17 protein-coding genes and 1 pseudogene are annotated in these 23784 nt (G+C 47.0%); 13 read left to right on the forward strand and 5 right to left on the reverse strand.

Annotation, left to right across the window (positions count from 1 at the left end):
- Positions 1-72: 72 nt before the first annotated feature.
- Positions 73-1158 (forward strand): WG repeat-containing protein, encoded by a 1086-nt coding sequence (locus HHO50_RS07770; protein ID WP_181305440.1) that lies wholly within the window; start codon positions 73-75, stop codon positions 1156-1158.
- A gap of 713 nt (positions 1159-1871) precedes the next feature.
- Here the strand turns inward: HHO50_RS07770 and HHO50_RS07775 are convergent.
- Positions 1872-2864: an acyl transferase gene (locus HHO50_RS07775; RefSeq protein WP_181305441.1), complete on the reverse strand. Its 993-nt coding sequence runs from the start codon at positions 2862-2864 to the stop codon at positions 1872-1874.
- A gap of 78 nt (positions 2865-2942) precedes the next feature.
- Here HHO50_RS07775 and HHO50_RS07780 point away from each other — a divergent pair, with 78 nt between their 5' ends.
- A complete protein-coding gene (locus tag HHO50_RS07780) occupies positions 2943-3509 on the forward strand; it encodes a hypothetical protein (protein WP_181305442.1) in 567 nt (188 codons plus the stop codon).
- 85 nt (positions 3510-3594) lie between these two features.
- Here the strand turns inward: HHO50_RS07780 and HHO50_RS07785 are convergent, their stop codons facing one another.
- Entirely contained in the window at positions 3595-6006 is a 2412-nt protein-coding gene (locus HHO50_RS07785) for a thiamine pyrophosphate-dependent enzyme (protein WP_181305443.1), read from the reverse strand.
- 186 nt (positions 6007-6192) lie between these two features.
- On the opposite strand from HHO50_RS07785, the gene HHO50_RS07790 reads away from it, so the two are divergent.
- Complete coding sequence (locus HHO50_RS07790; protein WP_181305444.1) at positions 6193-6987, forward strand: DUF1573 domain-containing protein; 795 nt, start codon at positions 6193-6195, stop codon at positions 6985-6987.
- A 215-nt stretch (positions 6988-7202) separates the two neighbouring features.
- Entirely contained in the window at positions 7203-8318 is a 1116-nt protein-coding gene (gene ald, locus HHO50_RS07795) for an alanine dehydrogenase (RefSeq protein WP_181305445.1), read from the forward strand.
- 555 nt (positions 8319-8873) lie between these two features.
- Here the strand turns inward: ald and HHO50_RS07800 are convergent.
- Positions 8874-9341: a type I restriction enzyme HsdR N-terminal domain-containing protein gene (locus HHO50_RS07800; protein WP_181305446.1), complete on the reverse strand. Its 468-nt coding sequence runs from the start codon at positions 9339-9341 to the stop codon at positions 8874-8876.
- Between the two features lie 75 nt (positions 9342-9416).
- Between HHO50_RS07800 and HHO50_RS07805 the strand changes: the two genes are divergently transcribed.
- On the forward strand, positions 9417-10187 hold the full coding sequence (locus HHO50_RS07805; RefSeq protein ID WP_181305447.1) for an AMP nucleosidase: 771 nt from the start codon (positions 9417-9419) through the stop codon (positions 10185-10187).
- A complete protein-coding gene (locus HHO50_RS07810) occupies positions 10180-11832 on the forward strand; it encodes an amidohydrolase (RefSeq protein ID WP_181305448.1) in 1653 nt (550 codons plus the stop codon). Before HHO50_RS07805 ends, HHO50_RS07810 begins: the two co-directional genes overlap by 8 nt.
- A 93-nt stretch (positions 11833-11925) precedes the next feature.
- Here HHO50_RS07810 and HHO50_RS07815 read toward each other — a convergent pair whose 3' ends face one another.
- Complete coding sequence (locus HHO50_RS07815; protein WP_255478648.1) at positions 11926-13239, reverse strand: MFS transporter; 1314 nt, start codon at positions 13237-13239, stop codon at positions 11926-11928.
- Positions 13240-13386: 147 nt separating this feature from the next.
- Here HHO50_RS07815 and HHO50_RS07820 point away from each other — a divergent pair, with 147 nt between their 5' ends.
- From HHO50_RS07820 to HHO50_RS07835, 5 genes and pseudogenes are all read left to right on the forward strand, one after another.
- Positions 13387-13998: an RNA polymerase sigma-70 factor gene (locus HHO50_RS07820; RefSeq protein ID WP_181305449.1), complete on the forward strand. Its 612-nt coding sequence runs from the start codon at positions 13387-13389 to the stop codon at positions 13996-13998.
- 73 nt (positions 13999-14071) lie between these two features.
- On the forward strand, positions 14072-15145 hold the full coding sequence (locus HHO50_RS07825; protein ID WP_181305450.1) for a FecR family protein: 1074 nt from the start codon (positions 14072-14074) through the stop codon (positions 15143-15145).
- Between the two features lie 35 nt (positions 15146-15180).
- Positions 15181-15915, forward strand: coding sequence for a head GIN domain-containing protein (locus tag HHO50_RS07830; RefSeq protein ID WP_181305451.1), 735 nt, complete (start codon positions 15181-15183; stop codon positions 15913-15915).
- A gap of 1367 nt (positions 15916-17282) precedes the next feature.
- Positions 17283-17486 (forward strand): annotated as a pseudogene (locus HHO50_RS21530) (DUF4974 domain-containing protein); the annotation flags it as partial.
- 30 nt (positions 17487-17516) lie between these two features.
- On the forward strand, positions 17517-19862 hold the full coding sequence (locus HHO50_RS07835; protein ID WP_181305452.1) for a TonB-dependent receptor: 2346 nt from the start codon (positions 17517-17519) through the stop codon (positions 19860-19862).
- 115 nt (positions 19863-19977) lie between these two features.
- Here the strand turns inward: HHO50_RS07835 and HHO50_RS07840 are convergent, their stop codons facing one another.
- Entirely contained in the window at positions 19978-21462 is a 1485-nt protein-coding gene (locus tag HHO50_RS07840; RefSeq protein WP_181305453.1) for a hypothetical protein, read from the reverse strand.
- Positions 21463-21732: 270 nt separating this feature from the next.
- On the opposite strand from HHO50_RS07840, the gene HHO50_RS07845 reads away from it, so the two are divergent.
- Together HHO50_RS07845 and HHO50_RS07850 are read left to right on the forward strand one after the other, a co-directional pair.
- A complete protein-coding gene (locus HHO50_RS07845) occupies positions 21733-21921 on the forward strand; it encodes a hypothetical protein (RefSeq protein ID WP_181305454.1) in 189 nt (62 codons plus the stop codon).
- 137 nt (positions 21922-22058) lie between these two features.
- Positions 22059-23780, forward strand: a complete 1722-nt coding sequence (locus HHO50_RS07850; protein WP_181305455.1) for an ABC transporter substrate-binding protein — start codon at positions 22059-22061, stop codon at positions 23778-23780.
- Positions 23781-23784 lie beyond the last annotated feature (4 nt).

Below are 23784 nucleotides of genomic sequence, written 5' to 3' on the forward strand. Positions count from 1 at the left end.
TCGAAAAGAGTTGATAAACAGATTCGCTGAAAAGTATGTCTTCCCCTTTTTAAGCATTTACTATTGTGCAAAATGAGAAAAGTCTTGATAATATTTTTGTCACTTCTGCTCTCCCTTTCTGGCCAAGCGCAATCTTCTGAGCGGTGGAAGGCCTTCTGGGACAGCAACCTAAAGCTGAAAGGCTTTAAAGATTCTAATGGTGTGGTAAAAATTGAACCTAAGTATTCTGATATCATAGCCAACTACTTTGAAGACATCATGGCTGTGACGGAAAATAGGAATGGCAAGTACCAATCTTACTACCTGACCAAAACAGGAAAAATTGTTGGAAGAGATAGCTTGCACTATTATGACAATGGAACAGATTGTGAAAGTGAGGGCTTTATTCGGTTTAGAGACAAGAAAACTGGCCTAGTCGGAATGTTTGACAAGCATGGACACATTGTTATTCCAGCCGTTTACAACAGTCTATCAAAGGTGCAAAATGGCCTTGTTTGGGCCCTGAAAGGTGCAAGTAAGAAGTACCTAGATGAGCACAAAGAGCATTATTCTTATGAAGGGGGAGAAAAAATGCTCATCAACACAAAAAATGAAGTTATCTTAAGAAACACTTATCACCAGGCATTTCTGAACTTGTATTCTTTAGAAATCCACTCAAAAGTTACTACAGCCCCTAACAGGCAAAGCTTTGAAAGTGATAATGGTAAATACTACTCCTTCATTGACTATGAGAAGGAATTCAAAGGTTGGCTTGACACAGAATTACTCAACTCCTTGGAACCAGAAAACCTACGTAAGGCTTCTCATGACAGCATCACCTTTTGGCAGGAACCAAACGGCTGGAAAGCCGAAGCAAAAGCCAGCTTTATCAATAGAAACTTTAAAGTAATCAGGGCAAGACTGCTCGCGTTAAAAGAAGAAAAAGCAGATTTCTTCTTTTCCATTGATGGACTTAACCATTATATATTTACCGGGCCGAGCTTTGATAAGTACTATAATAACTGCGGTGAAGCCCTCCAAGAAAAATACCCAACCATGAACTTGATTATAAATACAAAATTAAAGGGTGACCTGTCCCAAGACCATTTTGAGTTTTTACGAACTGAAAACGGATATAAACTCATTAGTATCTCAATTAGGGATGCAAACCTGAAATAGCAGCAGTCACTAAATTAAAGTCACTACTCGCCTTAGATATAAGTAATAATATACCTGCACAAAATACCACTTCGTGGCCTACTATCTGGTGACCACGGCGCTAAATTCCTCATACCAGTGTAATTCCAATATAGCCAGCATACGTTACTCTGGTAAGCGTTTTCTGCCTATCTTTCCATAATTAGGCCAAAAACAGGATGGACAGAAACAAGAGGGATTTTTTTGTTTCTTTGAAGGTTGCTCCCCTAAACACTTTTTGCAGTCATAGCAAGAGCCACGGAAGTAACTTCCGCGCCATAGTTAAGATTACGCCTTTACAGGAAAACACAGGTAATGCAACCAAGGCCCGCTACAGCCTGCTACTTTTACCACCTCCTTTACTTTCCCCAGTTCCAGTCTTCCCCGAGCGCGCCTCGCTTTTGGCCATAGATAGGCAAAACTAAGCGAAAAAGGCGTCACAGGCCGAAAGGGCAGTGCGAGAGGGGAAGACGGGGCCCCGCGGCCGTGAGCGCTTAGCGGAAGCTATGAAACAACACAGCACTTGCACCCACGCAACAAACGGACAAACCTAGGGAACAGCAAACTGCGTGCACCTGCTAATTACCCACGCATTAAGCAATCTAATAAAGAGAACTGCATAAGACCTGCACCATTCCCTTAAAGAAGCCAGTTCCAAGCAGTGGTAAAAGCGTAGAAATGAACCGATAGAGGTTTTAGCTAACCAGCAGGTTACACCCTCTAATATCTGAATTGTCAAACCGGCCCAGTATCTCAAAAGAACCATCGGCATAGAGTTTTCCTAAGTCTTTGGTTTCTAGAAAGGCACAGGAATCTACGTTGGCCAGGTCAATGACATTCACCCCGCCAGAACCAGCGTCACCGGTTACGGAAAAAGGATCGTTCACATCGCGCACCAACACCCGCAACGTGCGCGCTGGCTGGAAAATACCTGCTCCGGTAGAATATGCCTGCGACAGGAGTTCGGTCATGCCGTATTCTGAATGGATCTTGTCCACCCCCAAAGCCTTGGTTAACACCGCGTGCAGTTCTTCCCGTACCATTTCACGCCGACGGCCTTTCATGCCTCCGGTCTCAAAAATAGTGATTGCGCTGAATGCCTGATGATCTACTTCCTCGGCCAAATCCAGCAGCGCATAGGTCACCCCGAAGAGATAGACTTTCTTGTTTGCGGCTTTGGCCTCACCAACGGCTTGGCGCAGGTCTGCATGGTTCTTAAGGTAGAACCCGGGGTGGGGTTGGCCGCTCACCTGCATGAAATGGTCTACCATCATGACCAGCGAAGAATCTCCCTGTTCCAGGTAAGAAGGCAGCAAGGCCAACACCACACAGTTTTCCAGCGGGCCGTAGGTTTCCTCAAACAGATGTTGGGCGTGTTGTGTATAGAAGTCCGTTTCGGCCACCAGGTGCTGGCTTCTCTGTTGCAAGGTGGTGCCGCTGCTCTTGAAGATTGCCTGCGGGGTGAAGGGGTGCGACTGAACCGTATGCGTTTTGAAAAATTCGATGGGCAGAAAAGGAATCTGATGAAGCTGCTGTACGTTTTGGGGGTCTTTTCTTAAAAAGGCCAGATAATCACGGTACAAAGGGGTGTGCTTGGCTTGGTACTGGAATAATTCCAGCGCCACCGCTTCAAAATTCTGGGGGCCTTGATGGATGATATTCTTTTTGAACGCTTCAGGAAAACCCATGGGGGATGATGCTAAATTATACAACAAAGTAATTAAGTGCGCGTTATGATTTGTACCTTAGGTGCTCATAAATACTCTATGAAAAAACGTAGACTCCTGTTTGGTCTGGCCTTAGTATTTGGTTCACTGGGCTTACCCTCCTGTTACGAAGAACCTGAATTTGACTTAACCCCCAACCTCACTTTCAGAGGCATTGAACAACGTACCCTGCGCAATCCACAGAACGTCACCTATGACTCCCTTATTCTGGTGACCCGCTTTCAGGACGGCGACGGAAATCTGGGCCTGTCAGAAACCTTGTATCCTGAAGATATTCAGCCTCCCTTTAACGTAGGCGGATCTAGCTTTCATAACATGCTCTGCAACGTCTATAAGAAAACAAACGGCAGGTTTGAGCAAATCAGATTTCAAGGAAATCCAATTAACTATAATGGGCGTTTCCCACGCGTTTCTACCATAGAAAGGGAAGAACCGTTGGAAGGCGATATCCGGTACAGCATCAATATTTTTGAGGAAACCAGAAACCCCAATGCGCTTCTAAGACGCGGCGATACCATACGGTTTGATGTGCAAATAATGGATCGTTCAGGCAATAAAAGTCCGGTAGTGACTACCTCAGAAGTGATCTTGTTCTCCCAACAGTAATTTACAATTTCCTTTACTTCAATCTCAAAAGCCAACGGCCTGCTTTCATGAAAGCAGGCCGTTGGCTTTTGAGATTTTTCACTGGCTAGTAAAGCGCAGGGAAACTCTCCGGGTCTGCCTCGTGCATTATGGCGTACACTCTTTCAAAGACATCCTCGGCGCTTGGCTTAGAGAAGTAGTCTCCGTCTGTTGAGTACGAGGGGCGGTGATCCTGGGCCGAAAGCGTAGCCGGCTTGGAATCCAGCCAACGCCAGGCCTCCTGCTCATCAATCACTTTCTGCAGCATATACCCGGTGGCCCCGCCCGAAACGTCTTCATCCGTAATCAACACCCGATTGGTTTTCCGGATAGAATCAGTAATCAAATGCTCTAGGTCAAAGGGCAAAAGGGTTTGTACGTCAATCACTTCCGCGGAAATGCCTACGGTCTGCAATTGCCCGGCGGCGTCCATGACCACTTTGCACATAGAACCGTAGGTGACAATCGTGATATCAGTACCGGTTCTCAAAACCTCGGGCATTCCCAACGGAACGGTGAATTCGCCAATGTTGGCCGGGATGCGCTCTTTTAAACGGTATCCGTTCAGAGGCTCCACTACTAAAGCCGGTTCATCAGACTTCAACAACAGATTGTAGAACCCAGCGGCTTGCGTCATGTTACGGGGCACCAACACGTGCATACCGCGCAAACTGTTCACAATCATACCCATGGGGGAGCCTGAGTGCCAAACGCCTTCCAGACGGTGCCCGCGCGTCCGGACAATCAGCGGTGCTTTCTGCCCGCCTTTGGTGCGGTACTGCAAGCTGGCCACGTCATCGCTCAGAATCTGGATGGCATACAGTAAATAATCCAGGTACTGGATCTCGGTAATGGGACGGAGACCTCTTAAGGCAGCCCCTATGCCCTGACCAACAATGGTACACTCCCTGATGCCGGTATCGGTGACGCGCAACTCGCCGTATTTATCCTGCAAACCGGCAAACGCCTGGTTCACGTCGCCAATCTTTCCTACGTCTTCGCCAATGGCGAATAAACGGGGCTCCCGGGCCAGTGCGGCATCAAAACAAGCCTGTAGCACTTCGCGGCCATCTACCAAGGGGCTGTTCTCTGTGTATTCGGGCTTTATTTCTTCCACCAGCAAAGCAGATTCCTCTGACTGGCTGTAGAGGTACGAGTTGTAGCGCTCGGCATTTTCGCCCTGTACGGTTTCCAGCCATTTCACCAAATCGCGTTTGGCCGCGCTTCTTTCCTTCCGGACGTAGCGCAAGACTCTTCTGGCCGCCCTGATGGCATCTGACCGAAGCGGGTTGATCACTTTGCTCAGTTCCTCTCTGATGGAAGCGATCTCTGAGACATTTTGCCCGCTGCTGCTTACCAGTTGGTCTAGCAGGTGCAGGCATTGTTTATGGTCTACCTGTATGGCGTTGTTGAAGGAAGTCCAGGCATTGGCCCGGGCAAGGCGTACGGCTTCTTTCGCTTCGGCCTCAATCTGGTTCAGTTCAGCGTGCTGGGCGTAACCGTTGGTGATCAACCAATTGCGCATCTGCTTGATGCAGTCATACTCTTCTTCCCAGGCTAACCGCTCTTTTGATTTGTAGCGCTCATGCGAGCCAGAGGTGGAATGGCCCTGCGGCTGGGTTACTTCCTCTACGTGAATCAATACGGGTACGTGCTGCTCACGGCAGATTTGGGTTGCCTGGTGGTAGACCTCACAAAGACCCGCGTAATCCCACCCTTTCACTTTGAAGATTTCGTAGCCCTGTTCGCCCGGAGCTTCGCGCTGGAAGCCGGCCAGAATCTCAGAGATGCTGCTTTTGGTGGTTTGGTAATGCGCGGGCACAGAAATGCCGTAGCCATCGTCCCACACTGAAACCAACATGGGCACTTGTAAAACCCCGGCGGCATTGATGGCTTCAAAGAAAACCCCTTCTGAGGTAGAGGCGTTGCCAATGGTACCGAAGGCGATTTCATCTCCGTTGTGGGAGAAGTCTGTGAATTGGTGCAGTTCTGGGTTCTGTCTGTATAATTTAGAGGCGTAGGCCAGCCCTAACAGGCGGGGCATCTGGGCACCGGTGGGCGAAATATCTGCGGAAGAGTTCTTGGCGGAGGTCTGTGGCTTCCATTTGCCCTCTTCATCCAGTAAACGCGTCCCAAAGTGACCGGTCATGCTACGGCCTGCGGTAGACGGTTCCTGCTCCACGTCTGTGTGGGCGTAGAGTTGCGCGAAGAACTGCTGTATGGTCAATTCGCCAATGGCGAACATGAACGTCTGGTCTCTATAGTATCCTGAACGGAAATCGCCGGGGCGGAAGAACCGCGCCATTGCCAATTGCGCCACTTCCTTGCCGTCACCAAAAATCCCGAACTTGGCTTTACCCATGAACACTTCCTTGCGGCCGGTTAAACTGGCCTGCCGACTCTCGCACGCAATGCGATAGTCCTGCAACATCTCTTCTTTGGTAAGGGAAAGCTGATTAATCCGTTCAACGGTTTGCATGCGTTTTCTTATAAGGTTCTATAAGGATTTTTAAAGCCAAAACTACGTAGATTTTACCCCATTTTCAAATGGTTTGTCTTGCCCCCTGTTAATCAAGTGATTTAGTGTAGCGTAAAGAACTTATTTTTCTTATTTTTGTTAACCCACTAACCGGGCTTTCTAACCGAAGCAAATCTTTAAAAAATTATGAAAAAAGTCTATCTTTTCCTTTCCCTTGTCCTAGTAGTGCTTACCCAAGGGATGGTTTCAGCACAAGGCGTGCTGACCTTTGAAAAAGACCTGCATGATTTTGGCAATGTGACCGAAGGGGTGCAAGCCATTTACGAGTTTAAATTCAAAAACACGGGAAACCAGCCGGTAGTTATCTCGCACGTGCAGGCCTCTTGCGGTTGCACTACCCCAGAGTGGCCCAAAGAAGCGATTTTACCCGGTAAAACCGGCGTGGTAAAAGCAGGTTATAACAGCGCGGGCCGTCCGGGTGCCTTCAACAAAACCTTGACTGTTACGTCTAACGGCAACCCAGAAACGCAGTCTTTGTTTATCAAAGGTACCGTTACGCCAAAAGCTGCCACTCCGGCTCCCTCTTCTACCGCCTCTGCCCAAGAAGTAGCCAAGTCGCCTAAAATTGAGGTAGCCAGCACCACCTATGATTTCGGCAAACTAGAGAAAGGCCAGAAAGCCACCGCTAAATTCACGCTTAAGAACACCGGTAAATCTGATTTGAACATCACCGGTTTACAGACTGCCTGCAACTGCGTAGCGTTCAAGATGAACCCTTCGGTAGTAAAAGCAGGACAATCTGCAAAATTGGAACTTACCTACAGCCCACAGGTGTTACAGGATAGAATTGAGGCGGTAACACTGCTTTCCAACGACATCACAGGCTTTGCTCCTACCCTTACCCTTAAGGCCAAAGTAGTAGAAAGCCTCGCAAAACAAAGTTCAGTTAAGGTAAACAAGGCGTCAGTGCCTTTTAAATAGTTTTTTCATAGTTTTATTTTGTACTAATGGCAGTAACTAAGTTGCTGCCTTTTTTATGTCTGTACATTTCTGTTTCTGCCGTGTTTTTGCAAAAAGAAGCGAAAAACCAGACGTACCCAAACAAACGTTGATTAATATCTGCTTTAACTTGCAAATCTCATAGCAGGTTGGTGTATATTTGAGCACTTTTTCACCAACTACTAAAAAATCAGAAAATGATAATTGGTCTTCCGAAGGAGATAAAAAACAACGAAAACCGTGTGGCCCTTACCCCTGGTGGCGTGGCGGAGTTTATTAAAAACGGACACACCGTTTATGTACAGGCTACTGCCGGTGAAGGGAGTGGTTTCTCAGATGAGCAATACGCCGCCGCCGGAGCAACCCTTCTTCCTACCATTGAGGAAGTGTACGGCATTGCCGAAATGATTGTGAAAGTGAAAGAGCCCATTGAGCAGGAATATAACCTTATCAAGGAAGGCCAGTTGTTGTTCACCTATTTCCACTTTGCTTCCTACGAGCCGCTTACCCATGCCATGATTGAGCGCAAAGCTACCTGCCTGGCGTATGAAACCGTTGAGTTGAAAGACCGTTCCCTTCCTTTGCTTGTTCCTATGAGTGAAGTAGCGGGGCGCATGGCTCCGCAGGAAGGCGCCAAATACCTGGAGAAACCCTTGAAAGGCCGTGGTATTTTATTAGGTGGTGTACCAGGCGTGAAGCCAGCCAATGTATTGGTGCTAGGCGGTGGTATTGTAGGAACCCAGGCCGCTAAAATCTCTGCCGGTTTTGGGGCTAACGTGACCATCATGGACATCAGCCTGAAGCGTCTGCGCGAACTGGATGACATCATGCCCGCCAACGTAACCACGGTGATGTCCAACCACTACAACATCAAAGAAGCTATCAAAGACGCAGATTTGATCATTGGCGCGGTTCTTATTCCCGGCGCGAAAGCCCCTCACCTGATCACCCGTGACATGCTGAAAGACATGCGCCCGGGTACCGTGTTGGTAGACGTAGCCGTAGACCAGGGCGGTTGCATTGAGACCTGCAAACCCACTACCCACGAGAACCCAACCTTCATCATTGACGACGTGGTGCATTACTGCGTAGCCAACATGCCAGGGGCCGTTCCTTACACTTCTACCCTTGCCTTGACCAACGCCACCCTTCCGTACGCGATATTACTGGCCAACAAAGGCTGGAAACAAGCCTGCCTAGAGCGCGATGAGCTGAGATTAGGCTTAAACGTGGTAGACGGCAAGGTAGTGTACCCCGGCGTAGCCGAAGCGTTCAACTTACCATTGACAGACGTAGCCCAAGTATTGGCTTAATTCTTATTATCTGCCAAAAAGCCCTCTCTTTTAGCCAAGAGAGGGCTTTTTGTTTTTACTTCGATTTCTCAAAAGTAGCTTCAAAACCCCTATTGGGTGGGTAATTGGTGCACCCTTGAGGGTGATGGTGGAAAGCCAGAACCTACCCCTACCCCTCCCAGGAGGGGAATACGCCTTTGCGGTAGAATACAAGTAAATCCGCGCCATAGTAAGCCTTTACTACATTTATTGCTACTGCCATTACTTACTTTCCCCAGTTCCAGTCTTCCCCGAGCGCGCCTCGCTTTTGGCCTTAGATAAACTTGAACTAAGAGCAATAGACTTTTCAGGCCGAAAGGGCAGTGCGAGAGGGGAAGACGGGGCCTCGCGGCCGTGAGCGCTTAGCGGAAGCTATGCAAAGAGCCGCACCTGCACCCACGGAACAAACGGACAAGCCAAGGAAACAGCAAAAGGCATGCACCCACCAATACCCACGCAACAAGCAACCAAGGAAGCAGCAAAAGGCATGCACCAGCTACTTTTCAGCAGTTGATCAATAGAAATAAAAGAACAATCTCACCCCCCCGTTTTAAGGCTGATTTCCTGAAAAGACGGCAAAACAGGAAGGGGCGTGATCTGGTTGGTTTCTGCCTGAACATGCCAGCAGTAATGCTCCCGGCCGTTGCTAACCAGTAAATAAGGAGCGGCTATGGTTTGGTTGTAAACCGCCACTTGCCGTACAGTGGCTTCCGTGATGGGTACCTGGGGGGCTTTACATTCCACCAGCAGCAAAGGAATCCCTTCTGAGGAATACACCCGTAAATCGGTACGCTTTTGCAGGGTGTTGTATTTGGTGCCACGCTCCACACTCATCAAGGCCAGCGGATACTGCAAATGCTCGTGCAGCCAGTGGATAAGGTGCTGCCTCACCCATTCCTCGGGGGTTAAAACTACATATTTGCGGCGCACCTGATCCAGAATAAATGTTTTCCCTTCATAATCCTTAAGTTTGTAGGAATATGCCGGCAATGAAAGCTGATCCATGCGCCAAAAGTACTAAGTTGGAAGCAGAGCAGTTGTTTTTAAGCCGTTTTTCTCAAAATCGAACCAAAAGAAACTATGAAGACAAAACAGGAGATTGTGGAGAACTGGCTTCCCCGGTACACGGGTAGGCCCCTCAATGAATTTGGCGAATACATCTTACTGACCAATTTCCTTAACTACGTGGTGATGTTCGCCAACCAGTTTGAGGTGGAGATCAAAGGCTCTGACAAACCCATGCAGACCGCCACGGCCCATAACATCACCATCATCAACTTCGGGATGGGAAGTGCCATGGCGGCAACCGTGATGGATCTCCTCTCGGCGGTGAAACCGAAGGCGGCCCTGTTCCTGGGTAAATGCGGAGGCTTGAAGAAGTCGAAGTTGGGAGATTTGATCCTTCCTATCGCGGCCATTAGGGGCGAAGGAACGTCTGATGATTACCTGCCACCAGAGATTCCTGCTCTTCCCTCCTTCCGCTTACAGCGCGCCGTTTCGTCCATGATCAAAAAGCATGAGATGGACTACTGGACTGGTACCGTGTACACCACCAACCGCCGCGTGTGGGAGCATGACGAGGAGTTCAAAGAATACCTGCGCTCTATTCGCGCCCTGGGCGTGGACATGGAAACCGCCACTATCTTTGTGGTAGGCTTTATGAACGATATTCCGCACGGGGCTTTGTTGCTGGTCTCTGACAACCCCATGACTCCGGACGGTGTGAAAACCGCCGAAAGCGATCTGCGCATTACCAGTGACTTTGTAACCAAACACCTCCAGATTGGAATTGATTCTTTAATGGAACTCCGTGACTCCGGAGAATCTGTAAAACACCTGCGCTATGAATAGAAAATGGAATTTAGCGGGCTTGGCTGCCTTGCTGGGGCTTTCCCTCTTTTCAGCCTGTACCCAAGGCGAAAAGGCCGATCTGCTGGTGTACAACGCCACCGTGTACACCGTCAACCCCAGCTTTGACAAGGCGCAGGCCTTTGCCGTGAGAGAAGGCAAGATTCTGGAAGTGGGCACGTCAGAGACGTTGCGCCAGAAGTACAAGGCCACCCAAGAAGTAGACGCGCAGGGCAAACCCGTGTACCCGGGCCTGATTGACGCACACGCGCACTTCCTGGGGTACGCCATGAACCAGCGCGAGGCCGATTTGGTAGGCGCCACCTCCTTCACGGAAGTGGTACAGCGTCTGCAGGCCCACCGCCAGGCGTACCCGCAGGCGGCCTGGCTTACCGGCCGGGGCTGGGATCAGAACGACTGGCCAGGAAAGCAATTCCCCTCCAAAGACACCCTGGACGCGCTTTTCCCCAACGTACCCGTGATCATTGAGCGCATAGACGGCCACGCCTCCCTGGCAAACCAGAAGGCGCTGGATTTGGCGGGCGTCACGCCGCAAACCACCGTTGTTGGGGGCAAAGTGGAAGTGAAAAACGGGAAACTCACGGGTTTGCTCGTAGACAAAGCCGCGAACCAGGTGGTGGCGCAAATCCCCTCTCCCTCGGTAACGGAGCTAACCCAAATGCTGAAGAAAGCCGAGCAGAACCTGTTTGCCGTTGGCCTTACCTCGGTGGTAGACGCCGGTTTGAGCAAAGGCTCGGTAGACCTGCTGGACTCCCTTCAGAAGAAAGAGGAACTGCGCATCAGGGTTTACGCCATGCTGAGCCCATCTCCTGAAAACAAAAGCCACTACTTCAAGAACGGCCCCTACACCACCAACCGGCTCACCGTCCGGTCTTTCAAAGTTTACGGCGACGGAGCACTGGGCTCCAGGGGGGCCTGCCTCATTCACCCGTACTCAGACCGGCCCCATGAAACCGGGTTTCTGCTGGAAACGGTGCAGGAGTACAAAGACCTGGCGGCTGAGATCTACCAGCACAATTTCCAGATGAACACCCACGCCATCGGGGATTCTGCCAACCGGCTCATTCTGCAGATTTACGGCGACAACCTGAAAGGCAAGAACGACCGCCGCTGGCGCATTGAACACGCGCAGGTGGTGCATCCCGCCGATGTTCCGCTGTTTGGCAAGTACAGCATTCTGCCGTCGGTGCAGCCCACGCACGCCACCTCAGACATGTACTGGGCCGGTGAACGCCTGGGGTTAGACCGCGTGAAACATGCCTATGCGTTTAAAGCCTTGTTACAGCAAAACAACATGATTCCGTTGGGTTCTGATTTTCCGGTGGAGCATATCAATCCGCTGTTTGGCTTTCACTCGGCTATTGCGAGGCAAGACGCTAAAAATTACCCCGAAGGTGGTTTCCAGATGGAGAATGCCTTGACCCGCGAAGAAGCCTTGAAAGGCACTACCATTTGGGCTGCATACGCCAACTTTGAGGAAAAACAGAAAGGCAGTATTGAACCCGGCAAAGTAGCGGATTTCGTGATCTTGGATCAAGACATCATGACCATTCAGCCGGAAGCCATCAGAGACGTGAAAGTGATCAGCACCTTTTTGAACGGAGAGAAAGTGTACAGCAGAAAATAGCCATTTACCGCCTCTTTTTCTAAAAACGCCTCAGAAACGAAGAAGGGCATTCTGTTATGGATGCCCTTCTTCGTTTCTGAGGCGTTTAAGGTTTTAGAACACAGAGGGTTCAACAGGTGCCAGTTTCCGGGTTCTGATGGAGAACAGCAGGGCCAGGCCAATGACAAAAAAGACCAGCAAGGTGAGAATGCTGTTGCGCATAGACCCAAAGATTTGCTCGGTAATGCCAAACGCCAAGGTGCCTAAAGCCAAGCCCACTTTGTCGCAGATGTCATAGAAACTGAAGAAAGAGGCGTGGTCTGTGGTTTCAGGCAACAACTTACTGTAGGTAGACCGGGAAAGCGATTGCACCCCTCCCATCACGGCTCCTACTACAAAAGCCAATACATAATATTGATTTCCGGTGGTGACAAAATAAGCACCTATGGTAATGCCCACCCACACCAGCACCGCCCACACCAACGCCATGGTATTCCCAACTTTCCCCGAAAGCCACGCAAAGAAATAAGCTCCGCCAATGGCTACGGCCTGAATAATCAATAATACAGTAATTAAAGCATTATCGGGTAAATTCAGCTCTTTAGAACCAAAAAGGGAGGCCACGTACATGACGGTTTGCACGCCCATGTTATAGAAAAAGAACGCCATCAGAAAACGCTTGAGCAAGGGCAACTCTTTCAGCATGCTGACTACCCTGCCCAGTTCTTTGAACCCGTTCAGCAGATAATTTCCTTCGGCTTTCTTCTTGTAAGGGTTATTGGGCAGGTACGCAAACGAATACTGCGAGAAGCCAAACCACCAGAGGCCCGTAATCAGAAAGGAGATGCGTGGCGGCAACCCGGCATCTTCAATACCCAATTTCTCGCTGTTCAAGACCAAGGCCAACGAGAAAATCAACAGAAGCATACTGCCTATATACCCCAAAGAAAAACCACGCGCGCTCAATTTGTCAAAGTTGTCTTCCGTGGCGATTTCGGGCAGGTAGGAATTGTAAAACACAATGCTCCCGCTGAAGCCGATGGCCGCCACCATGAACAGCAATACCGAGAGGGAAAAAGTCTCTTCGGTGAAAAAGAAAAGCCCCATGCAGGCAGTAGAGCCCATGTAGCAGAAGAAGCGCATAAAGTTCTTTTTGTTTCCGCCGTAGTCTGCAATGGCGGTGAGTAGAGGACTCAGGAAAGCAATGGTCAGGAAAGCCCCGGTTAAGGCATAACTATACAGGACAGAGGCCGATATTTCAATTCCGAAGAAACTGACGATATCGCCATTGTTTCCTCTGGTGAGGGCGACATAATAAATGGGGAAAATGGCGGTGGTGATGACAAGCGAGTAAACAGAATTTGCCCAATCATAAAAGCACCAGGCTTTCATGATTTTAGGGTCGTTTTTAAGAGTGGTCTGCATCATAGGGGCAACTAGGCCTTGGTAAAGTCAATTTGGAGTTCTAGTTAAGCAAAATACTGAAATATTGAGACATACATTTTGATTTTAAACGGGAATTATAGGATAACTTAAAGGTTCTTATACCTTTGCAGTACACTTAATCTTACGTATATGGGTACACCAATACTTACCCAAGACCAGGAACTGCACCACCTGCTCAAAACAGATGAAAAGCTTTTCATGGAAACGCTGTTCAAGCAGTACTACGCATTATTGTGCAGAACAGCCGTGCGTTTCACCAAAGACACCGAGGCGGCCGAAGATCTGGTGCAGGAAGTCTTCTGTAAAATCTGGCAAAACCGTGAGGTGCTGGAGGTAAACACATCTTACAAGGCGTACCTTATCAGGTCGGTGACCAACCAGGCTTTGAACTACCTGGAGAAACAGAAGCGCCTGGTGTTGGCAGAAGACACCTCCCCCTTTGAAGCCTCCCTTTCGGCCAACACTACTATGGAACTGCTAGCCGGAACCGAGATGGAAAGCCGCATTCAGCAGGCCCTGAACGATTTACCGCCCCAGTGCCGCCTTATCTTTGAAATGAGCCGGTTTGAGGAATTAACCTACAAAGAGATAGCCGAAACGCTGCAACTTTCCCCTAAAACGGTTGAGAACCAGATGGGAAAAGCCCTGCGCATGTTGCGTGAGCGTCTGCTGTTTTTATTTATAACGTGCTCTTTCTTAATAACTTTAACTGAGACTGGCAAAACTTTAACATTAGTTTAACAAATGATTGAAGTGGGCATAGGGGTTACCCTCCTTTCATCTGTCTTACAGATACCACGACACTAACACTACCATGACACAAACAAAACCGAACACCCACGAGAACCCAGAATGGGTCTTGATGGCGAAAGCTTTGCGCGGAGAGCTCACCGAAGAAGAACAGGTTGCATTTTCTGCCTGGTTAAACCAAGATGAAGCACACACGCAACAATGGACAGACGCGCTGGAAGTTTGGGATCAAGTTGGCGCAGAACAAAACCAGGCCTTCCAGCCAGATGCAGACCTGGCCTGGACTAAACTGAGCGCCAAACTAGAGTTTCCTACAGAGACCAAAGTCATTCCGCTGATACCCGCTGAGCCAGTTGCCTCTTTAGAGCCAACCGTAACCGTAGAAAGACAGCTCTCCCCCTGGAATACCCTATACAAGTACGCCGCCGCGCTTGTTCTGGCCGCCGGTTTAGCTTGGTTAGGGTATTTGCAATTTAACACGTCCTCTTCTGCCTGGGCCCAGGTAGCCACCGCAGCCGGCCAAAGGCAACTGATTTATCTACCAGACAGCAGCCAGGTGACCCTCAATGAAAATTCGACCCTCCGCTACCAGACCGCTTTCAATGGCGCTGAGCGCCAGGTGGAATTGGTGGGCGAAGGTTTCTTTGAAGTCAGGAAAAACCCAGAGCAGCCGTTTATTGTGAAAAGCGGTAACGCCCAAACCAAAGTACTAGGCACGTCCTTTAACGTGAGGGCCATCAAGGATGAGCCAAACGTTTCGGTGGCGGTGGTTACCGGCAAAGTAGCTTTCTCTTCCCTGAAAGACCATCAGCAAGTTCTGCTGACCCCAGGGTTTACCGGACAGCTTTCGGCCAATGGCCAACTTGCCAAGAAACAGACGCTGGAAACTTCTGCCAGCACCTGGCGGACGCTGGAATTTGACAATACGTCTATCAAGGCTGTGGCGCAACAATTAGAAGCGTATTTCAAAGTTTCTGTGGCCATCCCTGACCAGAAGCTGCAAGCCTGCACGTTCACCGGCACGTTTGAGAACCCTGAGTTAGATGAAATCCTAGCGGTTTTGATTGCCTCATCAGATTTGAAAATAAGCCGTTCTCAAACCGGATCTTACACCATTGAAGGGGCAGGTTGCCAATAAGTACCTTTCCCCTGCAGAGGTATTTGAACACCATCATGCACCTTAGAGTAAGTTTCCATTCCCTCTTGCTACTCTGTTTTCTGGGCATCTTCACGGCCTGTGACATTTTAGGTGACAGCCCCTGTTTAGAGGGAGATGGCCAAAGCAAAACAGAAGCCAGGGCTGTACCCTCCTTTACTGGAGTGGACATGCGGATAGCCGGAAATGTCTATGTCACTGCCGGGCCAAAGGCTGAAGTGAAGGTGGAGAGCTTCGCCAATCTTCTACCCGAAATTGTGACCGAACTGGAAGGCAGCACCTTGGTAATCAGATCAGAATCTTGTTTAGAATATTCTGATGAGGAAACCACCGTGTACATCACCTTACCAGACATAGAATACGCCGAGCTCCAAAGCTCCGGGCAGATGAGGATTCAAGCAGTGCCGTCCTCTAAGGGTCTTAAGATAAGATTAACCGGTTCAGGAACTGTCAGGTACCTGGGAAGCACAAACCGCATCCAAGTTACCCACACTAGCTCAGGCGACGTAGACTTGGATGGCTTTGTCTCTCACCTGGAGACCACGTTGACCGGCTCAGGAAAAATTCTCGGGTATTCTCTTCGGGCAGATACGGTGGAAGCCAAATCAACCGGTTCCGGACACCAGCAGATTTGGGTAGATAAAGTTCTGGAAGCAACAGTTAACGGCAGCGGAAACATATATTACCGCGGCTCTCCTTCTCTCGTCTCCACGTTTACCACAGGTTGGGGCAAAGTACTACAGGATGATTGAATCATTCCTTCTGTCATCCTGTAAGGATCTTGGAGCGAATTGGGAATGAAGTGAATAAACGCCATTGCCGTTTGTAACCAAGATCCTTTCAGGTTAATAGGAATAGGTTCCTTTCTGCGCTTTGGCTTTCTTTGGGGGATTGACAGTGACATGCCTTCTGCTATTCCCTTGGCTTGTCTGCTTCTTGCGTGGGTGCAAATACTTTGTTGTTTCATCTTTGGCGGTAAGCGCTCACGGCCGCGGGGGCCCGTCTTCCCCTCTCGCACTGCCCTTTCAGCCTGGGAAGTTCTCTTCTCTTGGCTCATGTCTATTCAGGGCCAAAAGCGAGGCGCGCTCGGGGAAGACTGGAACCGGGGAAAGTAAGTAATGGCAGCAGTAAAAGTATGCCCGCTCTTCCGGAGTTCCACTCCGGAAGCAACCTGCCGGGGAGTTCCACTCCCCTTCTTTTGCCGTGGCTCCCGGCAGAGTGGAAATCCGCAGCAGACAGGTTCGGGAGTAGAACTCCCGAATAGCAAGGGTAGTAATTAGGGGCTAGCTGTATTGCCTCTCTTCTCCTATAAAGGCGCATTCCCCTCCTCGGAGGGGTAAGGGTGGGTTCTGGCGCTCCACCATCTCCCTCAAAGGCGAACCAATCATTGCACAGGGGTATAAAATTCCAGTTTCAACATCCCGCAGATTCTTTGCGCTAAACCTTTAAGTAACTGCTAAGCAACTTACTTTCTTGAGGAGTGCTCAAACATTTTAATCTATTCCCCAAAGAGGAACTGTTTATTGCCTGTTTTCGGTAAAAGACCCTTAAAACGGATTCCGCTAATAACTCAGGCTAATGCCACTCATAGAACCTGTTTAGAGTTTTCATAAACCGGCATTTAAAGCAATTCCCCTGGTGCAGGCGTCCGTTTGTGCCGTCGTTTTCAGGCTGCTTTTACAAAAACAGGCCAAAATCAAGAGGTTTATTTATACTCTGGCGTAAGCATCCGCTTGTACCTCTGTTTTTAGGTTGTTTTTCTGAAAACAGGCAGAAAGCTCCAAACAGCTTCATAGTTTTAAAATTCTGTTTTGAGCCTCTTTTTCCAAAAACAGGCAAGAAACGCGCGCTTTGGAGAAGGAGCATTTACCATTTACTTTCTAGGATGCAGCTTTAAATTAAAATATCAATACAGAACACAGCTAAATTCCTATTTCATGATAATTGAATTTTGTAAATATTCATGAATTTCAGAAATTAGCGAGCAGATTTCTGCCGTTTACCAACATCCATCCCCTTCAAATGACCGGTTTTGCTTAAACAAGTATGCCTCTGTTTTTGTGTTGTTTTCCTGATCTTCTTCCCCTTGAGATCGGGAGCGCAGGAATTACCGGCTGGGGTGTCTGTTTCCTTTCACTACCAGAATAAAACCTTAGAGCAGGTTCTGGAAGATTTGCAGAAGCGGTATTCTCTGAATTTTTTCTATAGCAACAGTCAACTGCCACTTACTACTAAAGTTTCCTGCGCGGCTACCTCGCTCCCTTTAGAGAAAGCCCTGCAAGCTTTATGTGCCTGTGCTGATCTTTCCTTCCAGATTATTGGGGAACAGATTGTCCTAAAACCAAAGAATGGGATGAAAGACAACGCTGTTTCTTTGAAGACCTTTACGCAAACCCTACGAGGAACCGTGATAGATGCCGGACTAAAAACGCCTTTGATAGGTGCCACCGTCTCCCTCCTATCCGTTGATCCCAACCGGGCCGTGAGCACCGGCCTAGACGGATCTTTTGCGTTGGAAAAACTACCAATTGGCAGACATACCCTTCAGGTTTCTTACCTGGGGTACAAAGACGCTGAGCTGCCGAATATTATGCTTGTGTCAGGAAAAGAAACGGTCATCTCTGTCCAAATGGAAGAAAGTTTCATTCAGCAGGCCGAAGTGTTAATTGAGGCCGAAAGAGACAAAGCCCTTCCCCAGAACCTACTCATTTCCTCCAGTGTGCATACGCTTCGTACCGAAGAAATCAACCGGTTTGCGGGCTCCCGGCAAGATCCCAGCCGGATGGCAGCCAATTACGCGGGCGTTTCCAGTGCTTCAGACCAGCGGAACGATATCATTGTGAGAGGCAATTCTCCCTTAGGTGTTCTCTGGCGCCTGGAAGGGGTAGAAATTCCCAACCCAAACCATTTTACGTTCACGCCTAATACCGGTGGGGCGTTCAGTATGCTCAATAACAACCTGCTGGACAATTCAGACTTCCTGACGGGCGCCTTCCCCGCCGAGTACGGAAACCGAATTGGGGCAGTCATGGACGTACGCTTACGGGAGGGCAATAACAAAAGAGTAGAGAATACATTACAGATTGGCCTGAACGGAATGGAAGTGGTCACGGAAGGCCCCTTAGTGAAAAAGTGGGGCGGCTCTTTTCTGGGCAGTATGCGTCTCTTTACGTTTCGGCCACTGGAAGAATTAGGAGTGAACATTGGCTATCAAGGTCTGCCCAGATTTCAGGACGGCTCCTTTAAAATTGTGTTGCCTACGCCTACAGCGGGCAAGTTCTCTGCCTGGGGCATTGCCGGTAGCAGCAGCGTCACCATTTATGACATAGACGAAGATACTACCACCTGGGGAAAGGTTCATTATAGGCTGGAGCCCACCTTGTACAACCAGATGTACGCTTTTGGAGTGCATCATACCTATTCTAAGATCCCTAAAACAGTCACCGAACTGATCATCTCTACTTCGGGCAGCCAGGTAGAGGCCACCAGCATTGCCACCTTTAGGAATCTCACCTCCAGATTGTTCTACTACTTGCGCAATTACGAAAGGCAACTCATAACCCGGTTTACTGTCACCCACAAACCTACGCCTGGGCTGTTGTTCAAAAGCGGCTTCACCTGGCAGAAAATGTACTACAACAACCAAGAAATCATGTATCAATATCCCAGGGATGTGTACGAGATTCCGCTGGATGCCCAGGGTTCTGCCACCTTGTTACAAGGCTATTTTCTGTCTAAGTATTCTATCTCCCCCCAACTTGACGTGCAGGCCGGATTATACGCCCAAAAATTTTCCATTGGGGAGCGGTTAGCCGTAGAGCCCAGAATCACGTTTGATTATTATATTACGGATGCCCACAAAGTCCACCTTTCCGCCGGATTCCACAGCCAAACCCAACCCTTGGTTTACTATGAATACAGGTTCTTTTCGCAAGAACAGCCTGTTTTCAATCAACCGTACAACCAACTGGATTTTACCAGAAGCCGTCAGGTTGTGTTAGGCTATAACTACTCTCTCAATTCAAGTTGGCGTCTAAAAGCAGAGGCATACTACCAGTACCATTATAATGCTCCGGTAAGTAAAAGAGAGGGAGAAGAAGCTTTCTCCATGCTCAACCTGGGCACCGACTACAGCTTTGTTACCGTAGACAGTGTTGTGAGCACAGGAACCGGCAAAAACTACGGCATAGAATTCACCGCCGAACGCTTTCTCAAAGATGGTTTCTACGCCTTAGCCAACCTCTCGCTGCTGAAGTCTACTTTCACCGGAGGCGATGGGAAAGAACGGCCAACCGCCTTTAGCATCGGCTTTATTTCTAACCTACTTTTAGGAAAAGAAATTAAATTGGGTTACGACAATAGACATCACCTTTCCTTGGATCTTAGAATCAATTATGCCGGGGGCAGAAGGTACATTCCAATTGACAAAGAAAGAACCAATCAAGAACCAACCGATAAAATTTATTACGATGTTGAAAATGCCTATATACCCAAACTCAGAAACTACTTCAGAACCGACCTTCGTCTCTCCTACCAGCTGAACACCAAGAAAACAACCCACTGGTTTTTTGCAGCCGCAGACAACATCTTCAACAGAAAAAACGAACTTTACTATGGCTGGGATTTAGAGGAGAATGAAGCAAAGGAATATTACCAGCTGGGCATTTATCCCTATTTAGGCTATAGAATACAATTCTGATTTACTCCCTTATAAATCAAGTATAAGAGCTACCCTATTCAAGCACTAATAAAGGTATTTCACATTAAGTTTAAATTGTTATTCATCACACTAAAACTAAATCAATTACCCCATCTCACTGCTTTGCATGTAGGGTTGTATTCTTTATTCTATTTAATACAAGCTCCCATAAATGCTCATAAGGTATAATCTCAATTTCAGCATAAGCGTCTCCGGGAGTTGGAGTCTTTTGCAATTTCTGATACAGATGGCTTCCTTTTTTATGGGTAACAGAATAATCAAAATTGGAGCTTACCAATACCGTTAAAAGCTTGAAAAAAATTCGACTGCGTTCACTAAAGCTATCCTTAAAGTGGTGCTGGGCGTACTTTTTCAAGGAGTCCACTCTATACTCTAAAGCTTCATAGTCAGCAATTTCAAGATAGTACATTACCTGTAAAATAAGGATTGCAACATTGAACCCTTCTTTATCCTTACTGTAGGTTGGGGCATTATGTACTAAACTTTGCCACTTCAACGGATTCTCTTTCTCAGGTGCTATAAATTGTAAGTAGGCCTCAAACAAAGTCCACCTTTCCTGGGCCAACTTATTTATTTTCTTAATAAAGGGGTTTTCCTGAACCTGATGCAACAACATATGCGCCACTTCATACTTCTTTGCATGGATAGCCAACAAAGTATAGTTCTCCATATAGGCAAACCAGTTGTTGCTTGAAGGACTAAAAGAAGGTAAATACGCATTAGCCAGAGCTAGGCCTTGCTCTAGTTTTTTAGCTCTTAAGTGAGCATATACCTGTATGAATTGATTATACCGATGATCAAATCTTTTTGCCACATTTTTATAGTCCTTTAAAATTTGTTCTGATCTATCTGTCAAATTAACAATTTGGTCAAAATTGCCATTTAACTCATGCAGCCACATGGAGAGCCTATAATAATTATTAAACGTTTCAAACGTTTTGGCATCTTGCCATATTTTATTCATTTTACCTAGTACCTGATCTACCCTTTGGAGGTAATCTTTTCGGGCTACAATTGAACGGCTGAGCTCTATATTGGCCTCTGAAAAAATCATTTCTGATTCCTGGTCAGCAGTCAGTTTAGACGTTACAGTTTTCAATTGGTCTACCGCTTTGTAAAATAGAGTTGTTTCTTTTAAATTAACATAAGCTTGAATAATCGCCCGCAAACACAAGGAAGAGATATAAGTGAAATCATATTCAGCCGCCTTAGACAAGGCTTGTTTCAGCAATGGCAAAGCCAGGTTATTGGCCCCCGCATCTAGCAAAACCCTTGCCTGCAAGAATTTTGCTAGGCAACTTTGTTCTATGGCATGTGAACCTTGGTTATTTCCTATGTTTTCATCAATGAAAAAAAGCTGATTCATTAACTTCTTCCTAAGTCTTGATTTAACCATTTTCAACCCTCCTTTATCCTGCCCATTTGAATAAAGAATAAGATTGGCGGAAGATTCGTCATGAATCTGGCCTGTTATAATTTCTCTATATAATTGCTTTTCTTTAGAATTAACGGTAAAAACATGAGGCGGCATGCCACCTCTTTTTTCAACTATTTGCACTAATTTTATTAATTCTTCCATTGTTCATAGATTCTTGAAATAAGGTGAACCATATTCAATGACTTTGATGTCTTTGACTATATAAGTAATTCTTTTTGCTTCAATATCAGTTTAAAATTACGTAAAATTACATTATGATACGATATAAATTAAATCAATAAAGAGCTATATATTAATAATTTTATATTTTTTATTAATATAACCATAGTTACAAATTCACCAGAAGTTTCCTTTTCTTCCCCTCCCCAATCACCCATATTTGTACCATACTTTTAAACATTCAATACAGCCATGATAGAATTACTACTCGCCCTCCTGCTTCAACTTGCTACCTTGAATGGAGATACAACAGTTAAAAAGGACAATGAAAAAGCCAAAGCGGCTACAACTTCAGTAAGTACTGCAGCGACAACTCAGGATACAGATTCAGGTTCTGAACCTAGCCGTGGCGGAACAGGTACCTGGGACACAAGAAACTAATACATCAAATATAATTGATAGAACGCCTCTTAAAGTTGATTCATCTCTATCTTTAGGAGTACTATAAATGAGCTAAGGCATTTTGAAGCAAGTTTTGTAATATTGAGCTGGGCTTATGCCTACATTGATCGCTCTATATGAAAAACTACTGCGCAAAATGCCTTAGCTTCATTTTTATATGTATTCTCTCCTGCACTTCTAAACCAGAAGAAACGGGCATTAGAATAAGATTTGATCAAGATCCAGAGTCACTACACCCTCTTAGCTATGGGAATGCTCCAGCACTTCAGATACTTAACCACGTATACCAAAGCCTATTAACTGTTGATTTAGCGGATAAGTCAATTCGTCCGTTACTTGCGGCAGAGCTACCAAGCGTACGCAAAACAGATTCAACCTCTTTATTTACTTTTTCCATTCGTCCCGAAGCCCAATGGGATAACGGATCACCCATCACTGCTCAGGACGTGGCTTTCTCTCTAAAGCTACTCCATAGTCCGCTTATTGACAATGAACGCTGGCGAGCTCAGTACGAATTCATCAAAGATATTCAGCTTTCCCAGAGAGATCCTAGAAGCTTTACTTTGGTCTGCTCTGGATATACACCTGAAATGAGGCTAATGGCAGGTGATTTTTTTGTCCTCCCATCTTATCAATTTGACCCAAAAGGTACCCTTGCTTCCGTCTCCTATCAATTGATAAGACAGAAATTTGATTCTCTTGCCCTTACCCCAACTTTTAAGGCCTTTGCTACCATTATTAATAATGTAGCTATGGCAAGAGATACTTCTTTGATTAAAGGAAGTGGCCCTTATAGACTAAGAAAGTGGAATGCTGGCCAGTCAATCACTTTAGAGAAAAAGAAGCCTTGGTGGGGAGACGGCGTTAATCCCCATGTTCCTGCACTACAGGCAAGACCAAGCCATATTGTTTTCCAAATAATACCTGATAATGCCTCCGCCATTTTAGCTTTGAAGGCTAGCCAATTGGAGTTGATGGACAACATTCCTTTGATTCCATTCCTGGAGATGCAGAGAGAAAGGAAGTACCAGCAACTTTTCAACTTTCACACTCCAACTTCCTATGAACTCATTTTCATGGGGGTTAATGGGCAAAATCCTATCTTACAAGATCGTTCAACCAGACAGGCTCTAGCCCATTTACTAGATATCCCCCAGATAATAAACTCTTTACAAGGAGGATTAGCAACCCCAACTGTTGGCTTTGTACACCCTCAGGAAAAAGAATTCTATAACTCAGATTTACCAATACTCAAGTTTGACAAACCAAAAGCCAGAAATTTATTACTAGCTGCCGGATGGAGGCAGACTTCTACCGGATGGGAAAAGAAGATAAATGGAAAAATTCACCAGCTAAAGCTTGATCTGTTACATAAAGTAGGCAACTCTGATTTTGAAAACATGAGTTTACTCTTTCAGCAGAATGCGAAATCACTGGGAATTCCGGTGACCCTTCAGGCACTGGAGAGCAGTCAGATAAGCGAGAGACTGCAAACCAGGAAGTTTGATCTCTATTTCAGAACATTGATAGGTAATCCATTCTCCTATAACCTTATTCCATTGCTCCATACTTCTAATGCTAAAAATGGCGGAGGCAATGTGACTAGTTTTGGAACCGCTGAGACTGACCTTCTCCTTGAAAAAATTGCCAATGAGGAACTGCCTGAAGAGAAAGCATTACTTTTGAAATCTCTTCAGCAAAAGATGCAGGAAGAAAGCAACATGATTTTCCTCTACTTTTCAAAAAACAGAATAGCGGTATCAAAGCAGATGGATTCTGTGATTATATCTGGTTTAAAACCTGGGTATGATGTGACCAGAGCTTTTTTAAAGAAATAAACAG

It is taken from the genome of Rufibacter sp. XAAS-G3-1 (assembly GCF_013623775.1).
In the GTDB taxonomy this organism is placed as follows: domain Bacteria; phylum Bacteroidota; class Bacteroidia; order Cytophagales; family Hymenobacteraceae; genus Nibribacter.